This window comes from Sphingomonas sp. BLCC-B65 (assembly GCF_028550675.1).
In the GTDB taxonomy this organism is placed as follows: Bacteria; Actinomycetota; Actinomycetes; order Actinomycetales; family Microbacteriaceae; genus Microbacterium.
Genome location: NZ_JAQQGL010000001.1, coordinates 791961 through 809998, shown reverse-complemented (window position 1 = coordinate 809998; position 18038 = coordinate 791961). Strand labels below are relative to the sequence as shown.

The following is an 18038-nucleotide window of genomic DNA, read 5'->3' as shown; positions in this document are numbered from 1 at the left end:
TTCAGGCCGTCTGGCCGTCGTGCGTGCCTTCGCCGATCTCCTCGACGAGCTTCGCGGTGAAGGCGGGCAGATCGTCGGGCGTGCGGCTGGAGACGAACCCCTCATCGACGACGACGTCCTCGTCGACCCACGACGCGCCCGCGTTGGTCAGGTCAGTGCGAAGGCTCGGGAAACTCGTCATCGTACGACCCTCGACCACCCCGGCTTCGACCAGCAGCCAGCCTGCGTGGCAGATCGCGCCGACGGGCTTGCCCTGCGCGAAGAAGTCGCGAGCCAGCCGCACCGCGGCCTCGTCGAGGCGGAGGTTGTCGGCATTGACGACGCCCCCGGGCAGGACCAGGGCGTCGAAGTCGGCGGCGTCGGTCTGCGCCGTCGTCCTGTCGACATGCTGGCGGTGACCATTCTTGCCCTCGATGTCTCCAGGGGCGGGCGAGATCATGACGGCCGTGGCTCCGGCATCTGTCACCGCCTGCCAGGGGGCGGTCAGCTCGCTGTCCTCGAAGCCGTTCGTCGCGATGAATGCCACCGTCTTGCCGGCGAGTTCGTCTGTCTGCGTGGGAGTGCTCATGTCATCGACGCTACGGATGCCGCCTCGGCCGCGCCCGGGGGTTGACATCGACGTAAGATCGACGCATGACCACTTCGAATCAGCCTGAGGTCTCCGTCGACGCTGACGCTTCGAGCGCGAAGGGCGTCACGACGCTTCTGCCGCTCGTGGACGCGAGCGTCGACGCCTCCGCGTCGTGCTGCGGTGGCGGGGCCTGCAGCATCGGCTGACGGACGGGCCTCCGCCCTCGGCGCCCGCGCCGGTCGGCGTGAGTCTCCTCAGTGTGCGGAGACACCCTCCGGTGCATCATCCGGCTTGCGGATGAGAACGGCGCTGATCAGCAGGGGCGTCCCGATGATCGCCGCGAGCAGGAATGCCGCTCGGGCACCCGCTGCCCCGGCTGGCGCGTCGGCCGCTCCGCTCTGCGCCGCCGCCGCAGCCACAGACGACATCACAGAGATCAGCAGGGCGATCCCGGCCGCACCGGCGACCTGCTGGATGGTCGAGACCATCGCGCTGCCGTAGGAGTAGAACCGCGGCTCCAGCGAGCCCAAGGATGCCGTGAACAAGGGCGTGAACGACATCGCCAGTCCGATCGACAACAGCGTCTGGGTGACGACGAGGATCCACACGGGGGTCGATTCGGTGAGGAGCGTGAAGCTCCACAGGATCGTCAGCACGACGATGGTGCCGGGAAGCAGAAGCACGCGGGTACCCCAGCGATCGTAGATGCGCCCGATGACGGGTCCGAGAAGACCCATCGCCAGTGCGCCCGGCAGGACGACGAGACCGGACGCACTCGCCGACAGCCCCAGCGTGTTCTGCAGGTACAGCGGGAGAGCGGTCAGCGTCCCGAAGAACGCCAGCGACATCACCGCGAAATGCGCGACCGAAAGGGAGAAGTTGCCCGAGCGGAAGATCCGCAGATCCAGGAGCGCCTCATCGCGCTTCTGGAGGATCAGCTGACGCCAGGCGAACAGGCCGAGGGCGACGAGGCCGACGCCCAGCGCGATGACGAGAGTCGTCGTCGCCGTCTCGGCGGCGGCGAGATCCGAGCCATGCCCGCCGATCTGGCTGAGCCCGAAGACGACACCGCCGAACCCGACGGCGGACAGCGCTACGGAAAGGATGTCGATCGGCGTGTGGGTGCTCTCACCCAGGTTGTGGATCCAGCGCACGCCCACGACCAGGGCCACCAGTGCGATGGGAAGGACGATCGCGAAGATCCACCGCCAGGTGAGATTGTCGAGGACGATACCCGCCATGGTGGGTCCGATGGCGGGAGCGAGTGAGATCACGACGCTGACACGGCCCATCATCCGTCCCCGCAGGTGCGCAGGAACGACGGTCATGAGTGTCGTCATGAGCAGCGGCATCATGATGGCCGTCCCCGACGCCTGGACGACGCGAGCGATGACGAGCACCTCAAAACCCGGAGCGACCAGCGCGATGAGGGTACCCGCCGAGAACAGACTCATCGCCGTCGCGAACATCGCTCGCGTGGTGAAGCGGCGCAGCAGGAAGCCGGTGATGGGAATGACGACCGCCATCGTCAGCATGAACGCCGTCGTGAGCCACTGCGCAGCCACCGCGGTGATGCCGAGGTCGACGATCAGGTGCGGGATCGCGACGCCCATCGTCGTCTCGTTCAGGATCGCCACGAACGCGGCGGCCAGCAGCAGCCAGATGACGCGGTTCTCCTTGGCCCCGACCTGAGCGGGTGCGGCCGGCGCGGTGGTCGTGTCGGGAGAAGTCATCGGGCTCCTGGGTGTCGTCGGGACGCTTTCCCGGCGGGCGGGGCAACTCTTCACTGTAACGGGAGGGTCGGACACGGCATTCCCGATCACGGTGGGAGCATCGAGGCATGAGTTCTCGCCGTCATCCGTCGCGGGTGGCCGTCCGCGGCCCCCTCTCCCTCGCCGTCGGAGTCGTGGTCGCGGTCGTCGTCTCGATCGCCGCCGGGATCTCGGTCGGTCTTCTCGCCGGCTGGGCTGTCGTGGCAGCGATCAATGTGGTGTGGCTGCTGAGCGTGGTGTGGCCGATGAATGCCGATCAGACGCGCTCGCACACGACGAGTGTCGACCCGGGGCGCCCCGTTGCACGGTTGATCGCACTCGCCGGCAGCGTCGCGAGCCTGGGCGGGGTGGTCGCGGTGCTGGTCGGGGGAGGCGGCGGCGGGCACGCCCGCGCCTTCCTCGTCGCAGGGGTCGCGATTGCGGCGGTGGTCAGCTCATGGGCGCTCATCCAGGTGGACTACATGCTGCGTTACGCCCGCGTCTACTACGCGCGCGTGGCCGCAGGGAAGGCGGGAGGGATCGACTTCAATCAGGACGATGCGCCGATGTACTCCGACTTCGGCTACTTCTCCGTCGGTTTGGGGATGACCTACCAGGTGTCCGACACAGACGTGTCCGCGAACGAGATCCGGCGGATCATCGTCGCGCAGACGCTGCTGGCCTATCTGTTCGGCGCAGTCATTCTGGCGTCGGTGATCAATCTCGTCGCTGGTCTCGGCTGAGCCGCCCCCGTCCGACACGGGGTTAGAGTGACCCGGTGAGCATGGGGATGGGCGGTATGGGGCCGGGCGGGCGTCCGGCGGCCTTTCGCGGTGTCGACGAGGGGGCCCAACGACGACGGAATGCCGAGGCCCCGGTCATCCCGAACCTCGGCGCTCGGGTCGTCGCCCTGTTCCGCCCCTACCGCGTGCGCATCCTGGTGACGGCGGTGATGGTCGTCGTCGGCGCGGCGATCGGCGTCGTACCGCCCCTCATCGTGCAGCGGATCTTCGACGACGCGCTCTTTCCCACCGACGGCGCGCCGCCGGATCTCGCGCTTCTGCTGCGCTTGGTGCTCACGATGATCGGACTGTTCCTGTTCTCCGCCGTGCTCGGCGTCACGCAGACCTGGCTCACCTCGACGGTCGGGAATCGTGTCACGGGAGACCTGCGGGTTCGCTTGTTCGATCACCTGCAGGCGATGGAGCTGGGCTTTTTCACCCGCACCAAGACCGGGGTCATCCAGTCGCGGCTGCAGAACGACGTCGGCGGCGTCTCGGACGTCCTGACCAATACGGTCACCAGCATCCTCGGAAACACGGTCACGGTGATCTCGGCGCTCGTCGCCATGATCCTCATCGACTGGCGGCTGACCGTCATCGCCGTCATCATGATGCCCGCGCTCGTGCTGGTGCAGAGGCGCGTGGGTCAGGTGCGGGCGCGCATCGCGGGTCAGACGCAGGAGTCGCTCAGCGAGTTGACCAGCATCACCCAGGAGACGCTGTCGGTGAGCGGCATCCTCCTGTCCAAGGCTTTCAACCGCCAGCGAGCGGAGTCAGAGCGCTACCGTGCCGAGAACCTCAACCAGGTGCGTCTGCAGGTGCGACGAGCCATGAGCGGCCAGGGCTTCTTCGCTGTCGTGCAGGTCATCATGGCGTCGGTGCCGGCGGTCATCTATCTGGTGTCGGGCTATCTCATCGCGGGCGGAACCGGCGCGATCACAGCCGGTACGGTCGTGGCGTTCACCACGGTGCAGGCGCGCCTGCTCCAGCCGCTGATGGGGCTGATGCGCGTCGCGCTGGATCTGCAGACCTCGCGGGCCCTGTTCGCGCGCATCTTCGAGTACCTGGACTTGACGCCGGCGATCGTCGACGCTCCCGGCGCGATCGAGGTGGGGCGCGCTCCCGGGCCGATCGGACGGGTCGAGTTCCGCGATGTCGTATTCCGCTACCCGGATGCGGCGGGTGACGCCCGCCCGACGCTCGACGGGGTCTCGTTCGTCGCCGAGCCCGGCCAGCACATCGCCTTCGTGGGGCCGTCCGGCGCGGGCAAGACCACCATCGTCTACCTGGCTCCCCGCCTCTACGAGGCGTCCGAGGGTGCGGTCGTCTTCGCCGGCCGAGACGTGCGCGGGCTCACTCAGGAATCGATCGTGGAGAACGTCGGGATCGTTTCCCAGGAGACGTACTTGTTCCACGCCACCATCGCCGACAACCTCCGCTACGCGAAGCCGGATGCCAGCGACGAGGAGCTCGTGGCGGCGTGCACGGCGGCGAATATCCACCACGCGATCGCGAACTTCGAGCACGGCTATGACACGGTCGTCGGCGAACGCGGCTATCGGCTCTCGGGCGGCGAGAAGCAGCGCATCGCGATCGCCCGCGTTCTCCTGAAGGACCCGCCGGTGCTGCTGCTGGACGAGGCCACGTCGGCTCTGGACACCGTGTCGGAACGGGTCGTGCAGGAAGCGCTGGACAATGTGGCGCGGGGGCGCACGACCATCTCCATCGCACACCGGCTGTCCACCGTCGTCGGTGCCGATGTCATCCATGTCGTCGAAGCGGGGCGCATCGTGGAGTCGGGAACCCATGCCGAACTCCTCGCCCAGGGCGGGCTCTATGCGGAGCTGGCCCTCGAGCAGATGGCGGCTGCGACGATCGAGGGCCTGGAGGCGCAGGCGCGGGAACAGGCCTGAAAGAGCTCAGGCCTGTTTGTTCCCGTCTTCGGACCCGATCGCGTCCGTGGGGTACGGGATCGGCTCGTTCTCGGCGATCACCTTCGGCTTCGGGTTGACGAGATCCTCCGTGGAGAGGGCGGCGAGCTCGTCGATCTCGGCACGGATCTCGGCGAGATCGGGACCCGTGGGGCGATCGGGGAGGTGAGCGGCGTCGGAAGCGGTCATCCGCTCAGGATATCTCCGGCCCGTCTCACCACAGTTCTGCCGCGCTGCGCAACCGTGCCGCGGCGTGGTCGAGTTCGATGGACTCGGCATCCGCGCGATCATGGAGCACGCGGATGAACGCGCCGAGTGTGCGGCGGTACGCGTCGTCGGGACTGTCCTGCGCGATGCGGACGAGCGGAGGGACATCCATCTCCAGAATGAGACGGATGCGGGCACGGACGGCGGCGCGCTGGCCGGCGCCGTCGAGCACGGCGATGCCTCCGCTGAGGGCGTCGAGATAGTCCACGAGCACGGGGAGCAGATTCTTGTTCTGCGTGATCGATGAGCCATCGGCACGCTCGCGCCAGTGGACGACGACGTCGGGGATGACGTCGATGGCGCGCGCGGCCGTGTAGAGGCGTTGCGCGACCAGCTGATCTTCGTAGAGCTTGCCCTCGGGAAAGCGCAGGCCTGTCCGCCGCCACAGCTCCACCCGGCTGAGCTTCGACCACGCCACGATGTTGCCGGAAACCTGGGGATGCGCCGCCAGCGTCGTCGCGAGACGTGGCGGATCGGTGGCCGCGCGAACCCACGGCTGCACGGGACCGGGACGGTAGACGCCCGCCTCGTCGGCGCGCAGCCGGACATACGCGCCCACGACGACGTCGCTGCCCGATCGTGTCAGCGTGTCGACGAAGCGCTCCAGTGCGCGCGGGGTCAGCACATCGTCGGCATCCAGGAATCCGACGAACGGTGTCTCGACGAGATCCAGTCCGGTGTTGCGGGCGGCTGACAGTCCACGCGCGACGGGATGGGTGACCACGTGGAAGCGATCGTCGGATGCCGCTGCCTCCGCGAAGACCTCTCCGGTCGCGTCGAGGGAACCGTCGTCGACCAAGATGGCGCGCCACCTCGTGAGCGTCTGGGCGCGGAGGGAGTCGACGGCCTCGTGCGCGTAAGCGGCGACATCGCGTCCGGGGACGATGACGGTCACGACGGGTGTGCTCACGGCCCCGATCGTACCGCCGCCACCGATGCGGCGACCGCGTCCGCGGCCACATCGAGTATCGCTGTGGCCCGCTCTTCGTCGCCGACACCGAAGTCATGGCTCAGACTGAAGCGCACCGCGGTCTGGGCGAGTTCGGGACAGACGCCCAGCGCGAGCAGCACATGAGAGGGCTCATCGCTGCCGGCGGCGCACGCGGAGCCGCTGGAGGAGATCACCCCTCGGCGCTCGAGCTCCAGCAGCACCGACTCGCCGCTTGTTCCCGCGAAGGTGAAACTGGCCACGGAGGGCAGTCGCCGCGTGGCGTGGCCCGTGAGCCGGGACGACGCAACGAGGCCGAGCACGCGGGCGATGAACCGATCGCGCAACGCGCCGACGCGAGCCGCCGCGGCCACGCGCTCGCGCTCCGCGATCTCCAGTGCTGTCGCGATCGCGACGGCGCCGGCGACGTTCTCGGTGCCGCTGCGTCGCTCCCGCTCCTGGCCGCCGCCGTGCAGCAGCGGCTCCAGAGGCACGCGGCCTCGGAGCGCAAGCACACCGATGCCCGGGGGAGCACCGATCTTGTGCCCGGCGACCGAGATCGCATCGGCGCCCGTGCCGGCGAGCGGCAGCCAGCCCGCAGCCTGTACCGCATCGACGTGCAGCGCCACACCGGCTGCGCGCGTCACCGTCGCGATCGCGTCGAGATCCTGGACCGTGCCGATCTCGTTGTTCGCATAGCCGATCGACACGAGCGCGGTCTCGGGCCGAAGCGCCGCGTCGACGTCGGCGGCCGCGACGAGACCCGTCGCATCGACCGGCAGGTGGGTGATGCGTGCGCCGTGCACACGCTCGAGGTATCCGCAGGAGGCGAGGACCGCCTCATGCTCGATAGGTGTCGTGATCACGTGCACGGGCGCGTCTCGTCCTGTGCCGCGATGCAACGCCGTGCCGATCGTGATCCCCTTCACCGCCAGGTTGTCGGCCTCGGTGCCGCCCGAGGTGAAGACGATGTCGGCGGGGCGCATGCCGAAGACGGCGGCGACGCGCCGCCGCGCATCGGAGAGCACGGATGCCGCGGCTTCGCCGACCGTGTGGTGGCTGGACGGGTTGCCGAAACGATCGCCGAGGAAGGGCAGCATCGCCTCCCGCACTTCCGGACGCACCGGCGTGGTGGCAGCGTGATCGAGATAGAACACGGCTCCTCCGGTCAGGCTCCGACGTCGGCGCCCGACACGCGCGCGTCCAGGCCGAGGTCGAGCGCGCGTGCGGAGTGCGTCAGGGCGCCCACCGAGATCACATCGACACCGGTGGCGGCGATGTCGGCCACGGTGCGCAGACTCACTCCGCCCGACGCCTCGACGGTGGCGCGTCCGGCGACGAGCGCGACGCCCGCGCGGAGGTCGTCGAGGGTGAAGTTGTCGAGCATGATCGTGCCGACACGCGCGGTGCCGTCGCCGGCGGCGAGGACGGGTTCGATCTGCTCCAGTCGATCGACCTCCACCTCGACATGCGTCGTGTGGGGGAGCGCCGCCAGCGCACGGCGCAGCGCGACCGTCAGATCACCGCCGTCGGCGGTCAGCACAGCGAGATGGTTGTCCTTGGCCATCACCGCGTCCGACAGCGAATAGCGGTGGTTGTGGCCGCCGCCGCTGCGGACGGCGTGACGTTCCAGTGCCCGCAATCCCGGAGTGGTCTTGCGCGTGTCCGCGATGCGCGCGCCGCTGCCTGCGACCGCGTCGACGTAGCGGGCGGTGAGCGTGGCGATGCCGCTCATGCGCTGCACGAGGTTGAGGCCCACCCGTTCAGCCGTCAGCACGCCTCGTGCCGGCCCGCTGACGGTCGCGAGCACATCACCCGCTCCGAAAGCGGCGCCATCGGAAACGGCCAGGTCGACGGTGATGTCCGCGTCGGTGAGGGTGAACGCTGCCGCGAACACGTCGCCGCCGCTGAACACACCGGGCTCGCGCGCGACCAGGTCGGCCGTGGCGGCGGCATCCGCCGGGATCAGATACTCGCTGGTGACGTCGCCCCACGGCGCGTCCTCCTCGAGGGCGGCGATGACCACGCGCTCGATCTGGCGTGGACTCAGCATGCCGACGCCTGGAGCTCGGCGAGAGCCGGGACGGACGGTGAGCCGGTGTGCATGTCGTCGCGGCGCGCGTGCGCTCCCACCGAGGCTGTCCGCGCGAGCGCGGCATCCACCAGGCAGGCCGCGACGAGCAGCAGGTTGGCGTCCTCGAAATCGGCCTCCCGGTGCGGCGGGTGCTGCGCGGCCCGCCAGTCGTCGATCACGGATGCGGCGTGGCGGAGCCCCGCCGCATCGCGCACGAGTCCGGCGTGCTCCCACATCAGCATCTGCAGCGCCGTTCGGTGCCACGGCGTCGCATCGGCCGTGCTCGGATCGCCGACGACGGCCGTCGTCGCACGGGAACCGCCGACGACCGGCCAGGTTGCGGAGTCGGTGTCGCCCACGATCGCGTCACCGGCACGGGCGCCGAACACGGCGCCCTCCAGCAGCGAGTTGGAGGCGAGTCGGTTCGCGCCGTGCACGCCGGTGCGGGCGACCTCGCCCACCGCATACAGTCGCGGAACGCTCGTGCGTCCGTGCAGGTCGGTGGCCACGCCGCCCATGAGGTAGTGAGCGGCCGGCGTCACCGGAATCGCCTCCTGCGACCAGTCCAGCCCGCGTTGGCGCACGGCGGCGTCGATCGTCGGGAAGCGGCGTCGCAGGAAGGCAGCCGCCTTCTTGCGCGCCGAGCCCGTACCAGCGGCTTCGAGGCCCAGGCCGGTCGCGTCGAGGAGCACCGGCTCGCCGCCCTGCTCGTCCATCACCGCGGCGATCGCGCGGGCGACCACATCGCGGGGCGCGAGCTCGGCATCGGGGTGGATGTCGAGCATGAAGCGCCGCCCCTCCTGGTCGCGCAAGACCGCACCTTCGCCGCGGACGGCCTCCGAGACGAGGAAGGGTTCGGCGCCGTCGACCGACAGGACGGTGGGGTGAAACTGCACGAACTCCAGGTCGCACACATTCGCGCCGGCGCGTACGGCCGCGGCGATGCCGTCGCCGGTGGCGACGGCGGGGTTGGTGGTGTGCGCGTAGAGCTGGCCGATTCCGCCGGTCGCCAGCACGACGGCATCCGCCGGAATCTGTTCGCGCCGCGCATCGCCGATGAGGAGATCGACGCCGGCCGCGCGCCCGTCGCCGTCGAGGATGAGATCGACGAGGAACGCGTGCTCGATGACACGGGCCTCGCTCGTGCGCACGCGCGCGACGAGCGCCTTCTCGATCACGCTCCCGGTCGCGTCACCCCCGGCGTGCAGCACCCGCGGGTAGGAGTGTGCCGCCTCGAGCCCCTTGACGAGAGCGCCGTCACTGCCGCGGTCGAAGGCGACGCCGAGCGCGATGAGCTCGCGGATGCGCTCGGGCCCCTCGGTCACCAGGACGCGGACGGCGGCGGGGTCGCTGAGCCCCGCGCCCGCGACGAGCGTGTCGTGTTCGTGTGCGGCGACGCTGTCGTCGTCGAACATGACGCCGGCGATACCGCCTTGGGCGTACCGCGTGTTGGCGTGTTCGAGCACGTCTTTCGTGACGAGCGTCACGCGGCATCCGGAGGCGGCGGCGTGCAGCGCCGCAGTGAGGCCCGCGATCCCCGAGCCGACCACGACGACGTCGGGTGCGTCCGCGCTCACGGCTTGGCCGCCAGCATCCGCTCGAGGGCGACGCGCGCCGGGTCCGCGACGTCGGCGGCGACCGTGATGCGGTTGACGACCTCGCCGGCGACGAGGCGCTCGAGCACCCAGGCCAGGTAGCCGGGGTGGATGCGGTACATCGTGGAGCACGGGCACACCACGGGGTCGAGGCAGAAGATCTCGTGCTGGGGGAACTGCGCCGCGAGTCGCTGCACGAGGTTGATCTCGGTGCCGATCGCGAAGGTCGTCGGCTCGGTGGCGGCGGCGATGGCCTTACGGATGTAGTCGGTGGAGCCGGCCTCGTCGGCGGCGTCGACGACGGCCATCGGGCACTCGGGGTGCACGATGACGCGCACGCCCGGGTGATCGGCGCGGGCCTTCTCGATCTGGTCGACGGTGAAACGGCGGTGCACCGAGCAGAACCCGTGCCAGAGGATGACGCGCGCGTCGGCGAGCGCGCTCTCGCTGGATCCGCCGAGCGGCTTGCGGGGATTCCACATCGGCATCTGCGTCAGAGGCACCCCCATCGCCTTCGCGGTGTTGCGTCCGAGGTGCTGATCGGGGAAGAACAGGACGCGACGCCCCCGTGCGAACGCCCATTCGAGCACGGTGCGCGCGTTCGAGGACGTGCAGACGATGCCGCCGTGTCGGCCCACGAACCCCTTGATCGCCGCCGAGGAGTTCATGTACGTGACCGGAATCACCGGGACGAGGCCGTCGGCGTCGGGGGCCGTCAAGTCGCCGTAGATGTCTTCGAGCTGCTCCCAGCACTCCTCCACGTCGTCGATGGAGGCCATATCCGCCATCGAACAGCCGGCGGCGAGGTTGGGAAGGATCACGGCCTGCTCCGGGCGGGAGAGGAGATCGGCGGTCTCGGCCATGAAGTGCACGCCGCAGAACACGATGGCCTCGGCGTCGGGGTGCTCCAGCGCCGCGTTCGCGAGCTGGAACGAGTCTCCGACGTAGTCGGCGTGCGTGACCACCTCCTCGCGTTGATAGAAGTGGCCGAGCACGACGACGCGCTCGCCGAGGGCAGCCTTGGCCGCGCGGATGCGTGCGTGCAGCTCGTCCTCGGATGCCGCGCGGTACTCCGCGGGAAGTTCGCCCTGACGCGGCGCGCCGGTGGGGATGACGTCGCCCATCGACGAGCCGGGGCCGTACCCAGGCCGCGCATCGAAGTCCCACGGTCCTGCCGCGAGATCGGTGTTGCAGGTCTCGGCCGTCGAGGCGCCCGAGACGATGGCCTGGATGCCGTGGTCGACGCTGGGGTCGATCTCGTCGCCGGGACGGGGCTGGAGGGTGAGGAAGGTGGCGCTCATATCGTGACCTCTTCGGGAAGGGCGGATGGTGCGGACGCGGCGCCGCCGTCGCGGTCCGGGTCGGGTGGCAGGGGCCCGCGGTCGGCGAGCTCCACATCGTGGTTGTAGCGATACAGACGTGCGGGTCGGTGGCTGCCGGTGCGAAACGCGTCGGTGGGGATCAGCGTCGCCGAGTTCTCCACCTGACGGCGGAAGTTGGCGGGGTCCAGATCACGTTCGAGGATCGCCTCGTACACCTCGCGCAGATCCGACAAGGTGAACAGCTCCGGCAGCAGCCCGTGCGCGATCCGGCTGTAGCCGACCTTGTTGCGCAGCCGCCACAGCGCGTAGTCGACGATGTGGTTGTGGTCGAACGCGAGGGCCGGCAGGTGCGCCGCGTCGAACCACCTCACGTTGTGGGCGTCCTCGGGCAGCTGTGCGCCTTCGCGCAGCAGTGCCCAGTAGACGATGGACACGACGCGCCCGGGCGCGCGGCCGACGTCGCCGAACGCGTAGAGCTGTTCGAGGTAGCTCGGAGCCAGTCCGGTCGTCTCGGCGAGGGTCCGCGACGCGGCTGCCTCCAGGTTCTCCGCGGCATCGAGCCAGCCACCCGGAAGCGCCCAGAGACCGTCGTGCGGGTCGCGCGTGCGACGCACCAGCGGCAGGACGACGGCGAGCCGTCCCGACTCGTCGCGGCGCAGGCTGAAGATGACCGTCGAGACGGCGACACGAATCGTATCGGTCGGGGAACTTGTTCTTGTCATGATGACCATAACCTCGTCGTCGATCTTAGAGTCATCCGGACTCGAAGGGCAAACCGGCAGCGCCGCCGAAAATCCCGTCGGCGCTCGACCGGCAGCATTCGTGCAGGAATCGCGGAGCCGCAGCGGCTACGGTGAGCGCGGAGGTCCCCGTGCTGATCGTCGACATCATCGCCGTCGTGGCGCTGCTTCTCGCCCTCGCGTCGGGTCTGGCGCGCGGCTTCTTCGCCAGCCTCGGCAGCGTCATCGGGATGATCGGCGGCGCGGCCGCCGCTCTCTGGCTGCTGCCTCTGGTGACCCCGTGGCTGTCCACCGTCGTCCCCTCCGGAGGCTGGCGCACCGCTGCGCTCGCCGCCGCCGCGATCGGGCTCGTGGTCATCGGAACCGCGGCCGGCGCCGCCATCGGAATGGCCATTCGTCGCGGCGTCGACCGCGCGCGACTGCGCGGACTCGAGCGTTTCCTCGGCGGCGTGCTCACCACCGTGGCCGCCGCGTTGGCTCTCGTGCTCGTCTCCTCGGGGCTCGCGACCGCGGGCATCCCTTACGTGTCGTCGGCGGTCGCCTCCTCGCGCGTCGTCGGTGCGCTGCAGGCGATCACGCCCCCGCCGGTCCAGGACGCGCTGGCCCAGGCGCGTGGTGCGCTGCTCTCGGACGGCCTGCCGCGGCTGGAGGCGGCGATCGGCGCGATCGTCACCCCCACCGATCCGCCGATCAGCCTCGACGACCCCGCGCTGCAGAACGCTGCGGCATCCGTGGCCCGGGTGAGCGGCACGGCCTACGCGTGCGGGGTCTCGATGACGGGATCGGGCTTCGTGGCTGCGCCGGGACTGGTCGTGACGAATGCCCACGTCGTTGCGGGAGTGGACACGCCCGTCGTGGAACTGCCCGGTGGTCGTGCGGGAGAGGGGCGCATCGTCCTCTTCGATCCGGTGGCCGACCTCGCCGTGCTCTCGATCGGTGGCCTGCCGGCGACCCCGCTCACCATCGCCGACCCCGCTGCCACCGGAACGCAGGCGGCCGTGCAGGGATACCCGCACGGCGGCCCGTTCACCAACGTGTCGGCGGGGATTCTGTCCGTGTCGTCGGTGCCCGTGCCCGACATCTACGACTCGTCGGTGAATCCGCGGGAGATCTACGCATTGCAGGCCGACGTCCAGCCGGGAAACTCCGGCGGCCCGCTGCTGGATGCCGCCGGCGACGTCGTCGGCGTGGTCTTCGCCCGCGGCGCGGACGGCGAAGGGCGTGGCTATGCGACCACGACCACCGTGCTGCGCCCGGAGCTGGATCGGGTCACGGCCGACTCGCCGACCGTCGCATCGGGACGCTGCACGCGCTAGCCGCTGATGTGCGTCGAGCCAGGCGCTATGCTGACAGGGCAACTGAAGACAGGCCGCATGACGTGTGCGGGAGAGCCCCGGCATCCAGCGTTTCTCGAGGATCCGGGCACCGAAGGAGCAAGCCTCCCCGCCAATCTCTCAGGTCCGCGTACCGCTCGCGTCCGGCCGCTCTGGAAAGCGATCCCGCAGTGGGGGATCCGCCGACGGTGAAAGCCGGTTCCGCGCAGGCGGGCCCGGCGAAACTCTCAGGCCGATGACAGAGGGGGAGTTCCCGGCTGCCGGTCCCGGCATCCGCCCGCCCGATGTCCCGGGGAGAACTCATGTCAGACCTCCGCACCACCGCACTCGCCGATCGCCATGCTGCCCTCGGCGCCTCGTTCACCGACTTCGGTGGCTGGAACATGCCCGTGCGCTACACGTCCGATCTCGCCGAGCACCACGCGGTGCGAACAGCCGCCGGACTGTTCGACATCTCGCACATGGCGGAGTTCCTCGTGACCGGCGTGGGCGCGGCGACCTTCCTCGACTACGCGCTCGCCGGGCGGATCTCGACCATGACGATCGGCAAGGCGAAGTACTCACTGCTGCTCGACGACAACGGCGGCGTGATCGACGACGTCATCGTCTACCGCACCGGCGACGACCGGTTCCTCGTCATCTCGAATGCCGGCAACCGCGCGCTCGTCGCGGAGGCGTTCGCGGCGCGCGCCGCACACACGCCCGCTGTCGTCGAGGACATCTCCGATCAGACCTCTCTGATCGCGGTGCAGGGTCCGCGTGCTCGCGAGATCGTGGAAGCGACCGCCGGCATCGCCGACGTCGAGCCCGCGCTCGCCGACCTCGGCTACTACGCCTGGTCGCAGGCGCGCTTCCAGGACCAGCCGCTGTTCATCGCCCGCACCGGATACACCGGTGAGGACGGGTTCGAGCTGATGCTGTCGAACGCGCTCGCCCCCGCGCTCTGGGACTCGCTGGTCGAGGCGGGGGAGCCGTTCGGACTCGTCCCCGCGGGACTCGCCGCGCGCGACACCCTCCGTCTCGAAGCGGGCATGCCGCTGCACGGCCATGAGCTGTCGACCGCGATCCTGCCCGCCCAGGCGAGGCTCGGGCGCGTCGTCGCCGCCGACAAGGACGATTTCGTCGGCAAGGCCGCCGTCGCGGTGGCCGCCACCGACCGGCCCGTGCTGGTCGGTCTCGTCGCCGAGGGCCGTCGCGCCGGCCGCGCCGGCTACGCCGTGGTGGATGCCGACGGCAACGTGGTGGGTGAGATCACGAGCGGTGCGCTGAGCCCGACGCTCGGACATCCCATCGCGATGGCCTTCGTGCCCCCGAGTTTCGCCGACCCCGGCACCTCGCTCTTCATCGACGTGCGGGGCACTCTGATCCCCGCGACCGTGACCGCTCTGCCTTTCTACCGGAGGACCGCATGACCGACCTGACCACCCTCAAGTACACCGAAGAACACGAGTGGGTCGCCCTCGAGGGCGATGTCGCGACGGTCGGCATCACCGACTACGCCGCGGACAAACTCGGCGACGTCGTCTACGTCGACCTGCCTGCGGTGGGCTCCACCGTCACCGCGAACACGGTGTGCGGCGAAATCGAATCCACAAAGTCGGTCGGTGAGCTCTACGCGCCGCTGTCCGGCGAGATCGTCGCCGTCAACGACGCCGTCGTGGACGACCCGTCCCTCGTCAACAGCGGGTCGTTCGAGGGCGGATGGCTCGTGAAGATCCAGGTCGATCCCGCCGATGTCGACGCCCTGCTCGATCGAGCTGCCTACGTCGCACTCACGGGCGGCGAGGAGTGAACACGGCGCCCTTCCGCGATCGGCACATCGGCACGGACGCCGCCGCCCAGGCGGAGATGCTGCACGTGCTCGGCTACGAGACCGTGAACGCCCTCGTCGAGCGGGCGGTCCCGGCATCCATCCATGCCGCACCCGTCGCCGACAGCGCGATCCCTTTCGCTGCCACCGAGGCCGAGGCGCTCGCAGAACTGCGCGAGCTCGCCTCGCAGAACCGGCCCGCGCGCGCCATGATCGGCCTGGGATACTACGACACGCTGACGCCGTCGGTGATCGCGCGGAACGTCTTCGAGAACCCCTCCTGGTACACGGCCTACACCCCGTACCAGCCGGAGATCTCTCAAGGACGGCTCGAGGCCCTCATCAACTTCCAGACGATGGTCACCGATCTCACCGGCCTCGCGACCGCGAACGCGTCGATGCTCGACGAGGCGACCGCTGTCGTCGAGGGGATGCTCGTGGCGCGCCGCGCCTCGAAGGCGACCAGCAACGTGTTCCTCGTGGACGCCGATGCCCTGCCGCAGACCAAAGCGCTGCTTACCCACCGTGCGGCGGCGCTCGGTATCGAGATCATCGAAGCCGATCTCGCCGCCGAGGGGGTGCCCGCCGGCGCGACGGGTGCGTTCGGAGCCCTTGTTCAGTATCCCGGAGCATCCGGTCGCGTGTGGGATCCGTCCGCCGTCATCGGCGCCGTGCAGGAGCAGGGCGGCCTCGTCGTGGCCGCGGCCGACCTGTTGGCGCTGACGCTGCTGCGCTCGCCGGGCTCTCTCGGCGCCGACATCGCCGTGGGCACCACGCAACGTTTCGGCGTGCCGATGGGCTTCGGCGGTCCGCACGCCGGATACATGGCCGTCAGGTCCGGTCTCGAGCGCCAGCTGCCGGGACGGCTGGTCGGCGTTTCGGTGGATGCCGAGGGACGCCCGGCGTACCGCCTGTCGCTGCAGACCAGAGAGCAGCACATCCGTCGCGAGAAGGCGACCTCGAACATCTGCACCGCGCAGGTGCTCCTCGCCGTCATGGCGTCGATGTACGCCGTCTATCACGGTCCGCACGGTCTGCGTCGCATCGCCGATGAGGTCGCGGGCAAGGCGCACCTGCTGCGTGACTGGCTGGTCGAAGCCGGCAACGGGATGCTTCACGACGACTTCTTCGACACCATCGTCGTGTCGGTGCCCGGCCGCGCCGGCGAGATCGTGGACGCGGCGCGGGAGCGCGGGTTCCAGCTGTGGTTGCGCGACAGCGACAGCGTCGGCATCTCCGTCGACGAGGCGACGACGGTCAGCGAACTGCATGTGCTCGCCCAGGTCTTCGGTGGCCGCGCGCAGCGGGCCTTCGGGTGGACCGGGGGAGGCGGCGCCCCGTCGCTGCCGGAGTCGCTGCGGCGCGCGGACGAGTTCCTGACGCACCCCGTCTTCCACGCTCACCACTCGGAGACGGCGATGATGCGCTATCTCAAGCAGTTGGCCGACCGGGACTACGCTCTCGATCGCGGCATGATCCCGCTCGGATCCTGCACGATGAAGCTGAACGCGGCGACCGAGATGGCGGCGGTGTCGTGGCCCGAGTTCTCCCGCGTTCACCCGTTTGCACCGATCGAGGATGTCGCGGGCTACATGGTGCTGATCGAGCAGCTCGAGTCGTGGCTGGCGGAGATCACCGGGTACGACGCCGTCTCCTTGCAGCCCAATGCCGGCTCACAGGGCGAGCTGGCGGGGCTGCTCGCGATCCGCGGCTACCACCACTCCCGCGGTGATGAGCAGCGTGACGTCTGCCTCATTCCGTCGTCGGCCCACGGCACCAATGCGGCATCCGCCGTCCTCGCCGGCATGCGGGTCGTCGTCGTCGCGTGCGACGAAGCCGGCAACGTCGACCTCGGCGACCTGCGCGCCAAGATCGCCGCACACGCAGAGGCGCTGGCCGCTCTGATGATCACGTACCCCTCGACGCACGGCGTCTACGAACAGGACGTCGTGGACATCACCGCCGCGGTGCACGATGCCGGCGGGCAGGTCTACGTGGACGGCGCCAACATGAATGCGCTCGTCGGATTCGCCCGGTTCGGCGACCTCGGCGGCGACGTCTCGCACCTGAACCTGCACAAGACCTTCGCCATCCCGCACGGCGGCGGCGGACCGGGCGTCGGCCCCGTCGCCGCGAAGGCGCACCTCGCGCCGTTCCTTCCCTCGCACCCGCTGGCCCAGCGCGCCGAGCACGCGGGCGGGTTCGTCTTCGACGGCGGACCGATCTCGGCCGCGCCCTACGGCTCGGCATCCATTCTGCCGATCTCGTGGGCGTACATCCGCATGATGGGTGCGGAGGGGCTGCGGGAGGCGACCGGGGCGGCCGTGCTCGCGGCGAACTACATCGCCGTGCGCCTTCGAGAGCACTACCCGGTGCTGTACGCGGGGGAGGGCGGGCTCGTCGCGCACGAGTGCATCCTCGATCTGCGGCCGCTGAAGGAGGCGACCGGCGTGAGCGTGGACGACGTCGCCAAGCGCCTGATCGACTACGGGTTCCACGCGCCCACGATGTCCTTCCCGGTGGCGGGCACGCTGATGGTCGAGCCGACCGAGTCGGAGGACCTGGGCGAGATCGAGCGATTCATCGAGGCGATGATCGCGATCCGGGCCGAGGCGGATGCCGTGGCGTCGGGTGCCTGGCCCGCCGATGACAATCCGCTGGTGAATGCGCCGCACACCGCCGAGGCGGTGATCGCGGGGGAGTGGACGCATCCGTATCCGCGCGAACTCGCCGTCTACCCCGTGCACAGCCTGGTGCGCACGAAGTACTGGCCCCCGGTCCGTCGGATCGACAACGCCTACGGCGACCGCAACCTCGTCTGCGCCTGCCCGCCCGTGGAGGCCTTCGCCTAGCCCCGCGCGGTCCGCGATGTCCGCGAGGTCCGTGTGGTCCGCGAGACACGCGTTCCGCACCGAGACACCGATGTACACCCG

The 18038-nt window shown here is 69.8% G+C and carries 16 protein-coding genes and 2 riboswitches; of the genes, 7 read left to right on the top strand and 9 right to left on the bottom strand.

Annotated features, from left to right (window positions below; genetic code table 11):
- Position 1: 1 nt before the first annotated feature.
- Positions 2–568 (bottom strand): type 1 glutamine amidotransferase domain-containing protein, encoded by a 567-nt coding sequence (locus PP359_RS04010; RefSeq protein ID WP_499249937.1) that lies wholly within the window; start codon positions 566–568, stop codon positions 2–4.
- A 65-nt stretch (positions 569–633) separates the two neighbouring features.
- Between PP359_RS04010 and PP359_RS04005 the strand changes: the two genes are divergently transcribed.
- A complete protein-coding gene (locus tag PP359_RS04005; protein WP_155947569.1) occupies positions 634–777 on the top strand; it encodes a hypothetical protein in 144 nt (47 codons plus the stop codon).
- Positions 778–825: 48 nt separating this feature from the next.
- On the opposite strand, the gene PP359_RS04000 is transcribed toward PP359_RS04005, so the two are convergent.
- Positions 826–2304, bottom strand: a complete 1479-nt coding sequence (locus PP359_RS04000; RefSeq protein ID WP_135949029.1) for an MDR family MFS transporter — start codon at positions 2302–2304, stop codon at positions 826–828.
- A gap of 107 nt (positions 2305–2411) precedes the next feature.
- Between PP359_RS04000 and PP359_RS03995 the strand changes: the two genes are divergently transcribed.
- Positions 2412–3065: a DUF1345 domain-containing protein gene (locus PP359_RS03995; RefSeq protein WP_039415849.1), complete on the top strand. Its 654-nt coding sequence runs from the start codon at positions 2412–2414 to the stop codon at positions 3063–3065.
- Positions 3066–3106: 41 nt separating this feature from the next.
- Positions 3107–5017 (top strand): ABC transporter ATP-binding protein, encoded by a 1911-nt coding sequence (locus tag PP359_RS03990; protein WP_499250809.1) that lies wholly within the window; start codon positions 3107–3109, stop codon positions 5015–5017.
- A 6-nt stretch (positions 5018–5023) separates the two neighbouring features.
- On the opposite strand, the gene PP359_RS03985 is transcribed toward PP359_RS03990, so the two are convergent.
- From PP359_RS03985 to PP359_RS03955, 7 genes are read right to left on the bottom strand one after another with little or no spacing between them, the layout of a single operon-like run.
- Positions 5024–5224, bottom strand: a complete 201-nt coding sequence (locus PP359_RS03985) for a hypothetical protein (protein WP_499249936.1) — start codon at positions 5222–5224, stop codon at positions 5024–5026.
- Positions 5225–5249: 25 nt separating this feature from the next.
- The gene (locus PP359_RS03980; protein ID WP_499249935.1) at positions 5250–6212 is read right to left on the bottom strand and encodes a glycosyltransferase family 2 protein; all 963 of its coding nucleotides are present in this window, start codon (positions 6210–6212) and stop codon (positions 5250–5252) included.
- Positions 6209–7387: a cysteine desulfurase family protein gene (locus PP359_RS03975; protein WP_499249934.1), complete on the bottom strand. Its 1179-nt coding sequence runs from the start codon at positions 7385–7387 to the stop codon at positions 6209–6211. Before PP359_RS03975 ends, PP359_RS03980 begins: the two co-directional genes overlap by 4 nt.
- A gap of 11 nt (positions 7388–7398) precedes the next feature.
- The gene (gene nadC, locus PP359_RS03970; RefSeq protein ID WP_499249933.1) at positions 7399–8283 is read right to left on the bottom strand and encodes a carboxylating nicotinate-nucleotide diphosphorylase; all 885 of its coding nucleotides are present in this window, start codon (positions 8281–8283) and stop codon (positions 7399–7401) included.
- Positions 8277–9881 carry an L-aspartate oxidase gene (nadB, locus tag PP359_RS03965; RefSeq protein WP_499249932.1) on the bottom strand — a complete coding sequence of 535 codons (1605 nt, stop codon included), beginning with the start codon at positions 9879–9881 and terminating at the stop codon, positions 8277–8279. The genes nadC and nadB overlap by 7 nt, the downstream gene beginning before the upstream one ends.
- Entirely contained in the window at positions 9878–11200 is a 1323-nt protein-coding gene (nadA, locus tag PP359_RS03960; protein WP_112931266.1) for a quinolinate synthase NadA, read from the bottom strand. Before nadA ends, nadB begins: the two co-directional genes overlap by 4 nt.
- Positions 11197–11943 (bottom strand): NUDIX hydrolase, encoded by a 747-nt coding sequence (locus PP359_RS03955; protein ID WP_112932857.1) that lies wholly within the window; start codon positions 11941–11943, stop codon positions 11197–11199. Before PP359_RS03955 ends, nadA begins: the two co-directional genes overlap by 4 nt.
- A 131-nt stretch (positions 11944–12074) precedes the next feature.
- Here PP359_RS03955 and PP359_RS03950 point away from each other — a divergent pair, with 131 nt between their 5' ends.
- The 4 genes from PP359_RS03950 (at position 12075) to gcvP (ending at position 17957) form a co-directional block, all read left to right on the top strand.
- On the top strand, positions 12075–13277 hold the full coding sequence (locus tag PP359_RS03950; protein ID WP_499249931.1) for a MarP family serine protease: 1203 nt from the start codon (positions 12075–12077) through the stop codon (positions 13275–13277).
- 57 nt (positions 13278–13334) lie between these two features.
- A riboswitch (glycine riboswitch) is annotated at positions 13335–13441 on the top strand.
- A 1-nt stretch (position 13442) separates the two neighbouring features.
- Positions 13443–13544, top strand: a riboswitch (glycine riboswitch).
- A 53-nt stretch (positions 13545–13597) separates the two neighbouring features.
- Positions 13598–14707, top strand: a complete 1110-nt coding sequence (gene gcvT, locus PP359_RS03945) for a glycine cleavage system aminomethyltransferase GcvT (protein ID WP_499249930.1) — start codon at positions 13598–13600, stop codon at positions 14705–14707.
- On the top strand, positions 14704–15087 hold the full coding sequence (gene gcvH, locus PP359_RS03940; protein WP_039415831.1) for a glycine cleavage system protein GcvH: 384 nt from the start codon (positions 14704–14706) through the stop codon (positions 15085–15087). The genes gcvT and gcvH overlap by 4 nt, the downstream gene beginning before the upstream one ends.
- Positions 15084–17957, top strand: a complete 2874-nt coding sequence (gcvP, locus tag PP359_RS03935; RefSeq protein ID WP_499249929.1) for an aminomethyl-transferring glycine dehydrogenase — start codon at positions 15084–15086, stop codon at positions 17955–17957. The genes gcvH and gcvP overlap by 4 nt, the downstream gene beginning before the upstream one ends.
- Positions 17958–18038: the final 81 nt, after the last annotated feature.

Coding starts and splice junctions, on each gene's coding strand:
- PP359_RS04010 (WP_499249937.1), bottom strand. CDS start 568: ATGAGCACTCCCACGCAGACAGACGAACTCGCCGGCAAGACGGTGGCA.
- PP359_RS04005 (WP_155947569.1), top strand. CDS start 634: ATGACCACTTCGAATCAGCCTGAGGTCTCCGTCGACGCTGACGCTTCG.
- PP359_RS04000 (WP_135949029.1), bottom strand. CDS start 2,304: ATGACTTCTCCCGACACGACCACCGCGCCGGCCGCACCCGCTCAGGTC.
- PP359_RS03995 (WP_039415849.1), top strand. CDS start 2,412: ATGAGTTCTCGCCGTCATCCGTCGCGGGTGGCCGTCCGCGGCCCCCTC.
- PP359_RS03990 (WP_499250809.1), top strand. CDS start 3,107: ATGGGGATGGGCGGTATGGGGCCGGGCGGGCGTCCGGCGGCCTTTCGC.
- PP359_RS03985 (WP_499249936.1), bottom strand. CDS start 5,224: ATGACCGCTTCCGACGCCGCTCACCTCCCCGATCGCCCCACGGGTCCC.
- nadC (WP_499249933.1), bottom strand. CDS start 8,283: ATGCTGAGTCCACGCCAGATCGAGCGCGTGGTCATCGCCGCCCTCGAG.
- nadA (WP_112931266.1), bottom strand. CDS start 11,200: ATGAGCGCCACCTTCCTCACCCTCCAGCCCCGTCCCGGCGACGAGATC.
- PP359_RS03955 (WP_112932857.1), bottom strand. CDS start 11,943: ATGACAAGAACAAGTTCCCCGACCGATACGATTCGTGTCGCCGTCTCG.
- gcvT (WP_499249930.1), top strand. CDS start 13,598: ATGTCAGACCTCCGCACCACCGCACTCGCCGATCGCCATGCTGCCCTC.
- gcvH (WP_039415831.1), top strand. CDS start 14,704: ATGACCGACCTGACCACCCTCAAGTACACCGAAGAACACGAGTGGGTC.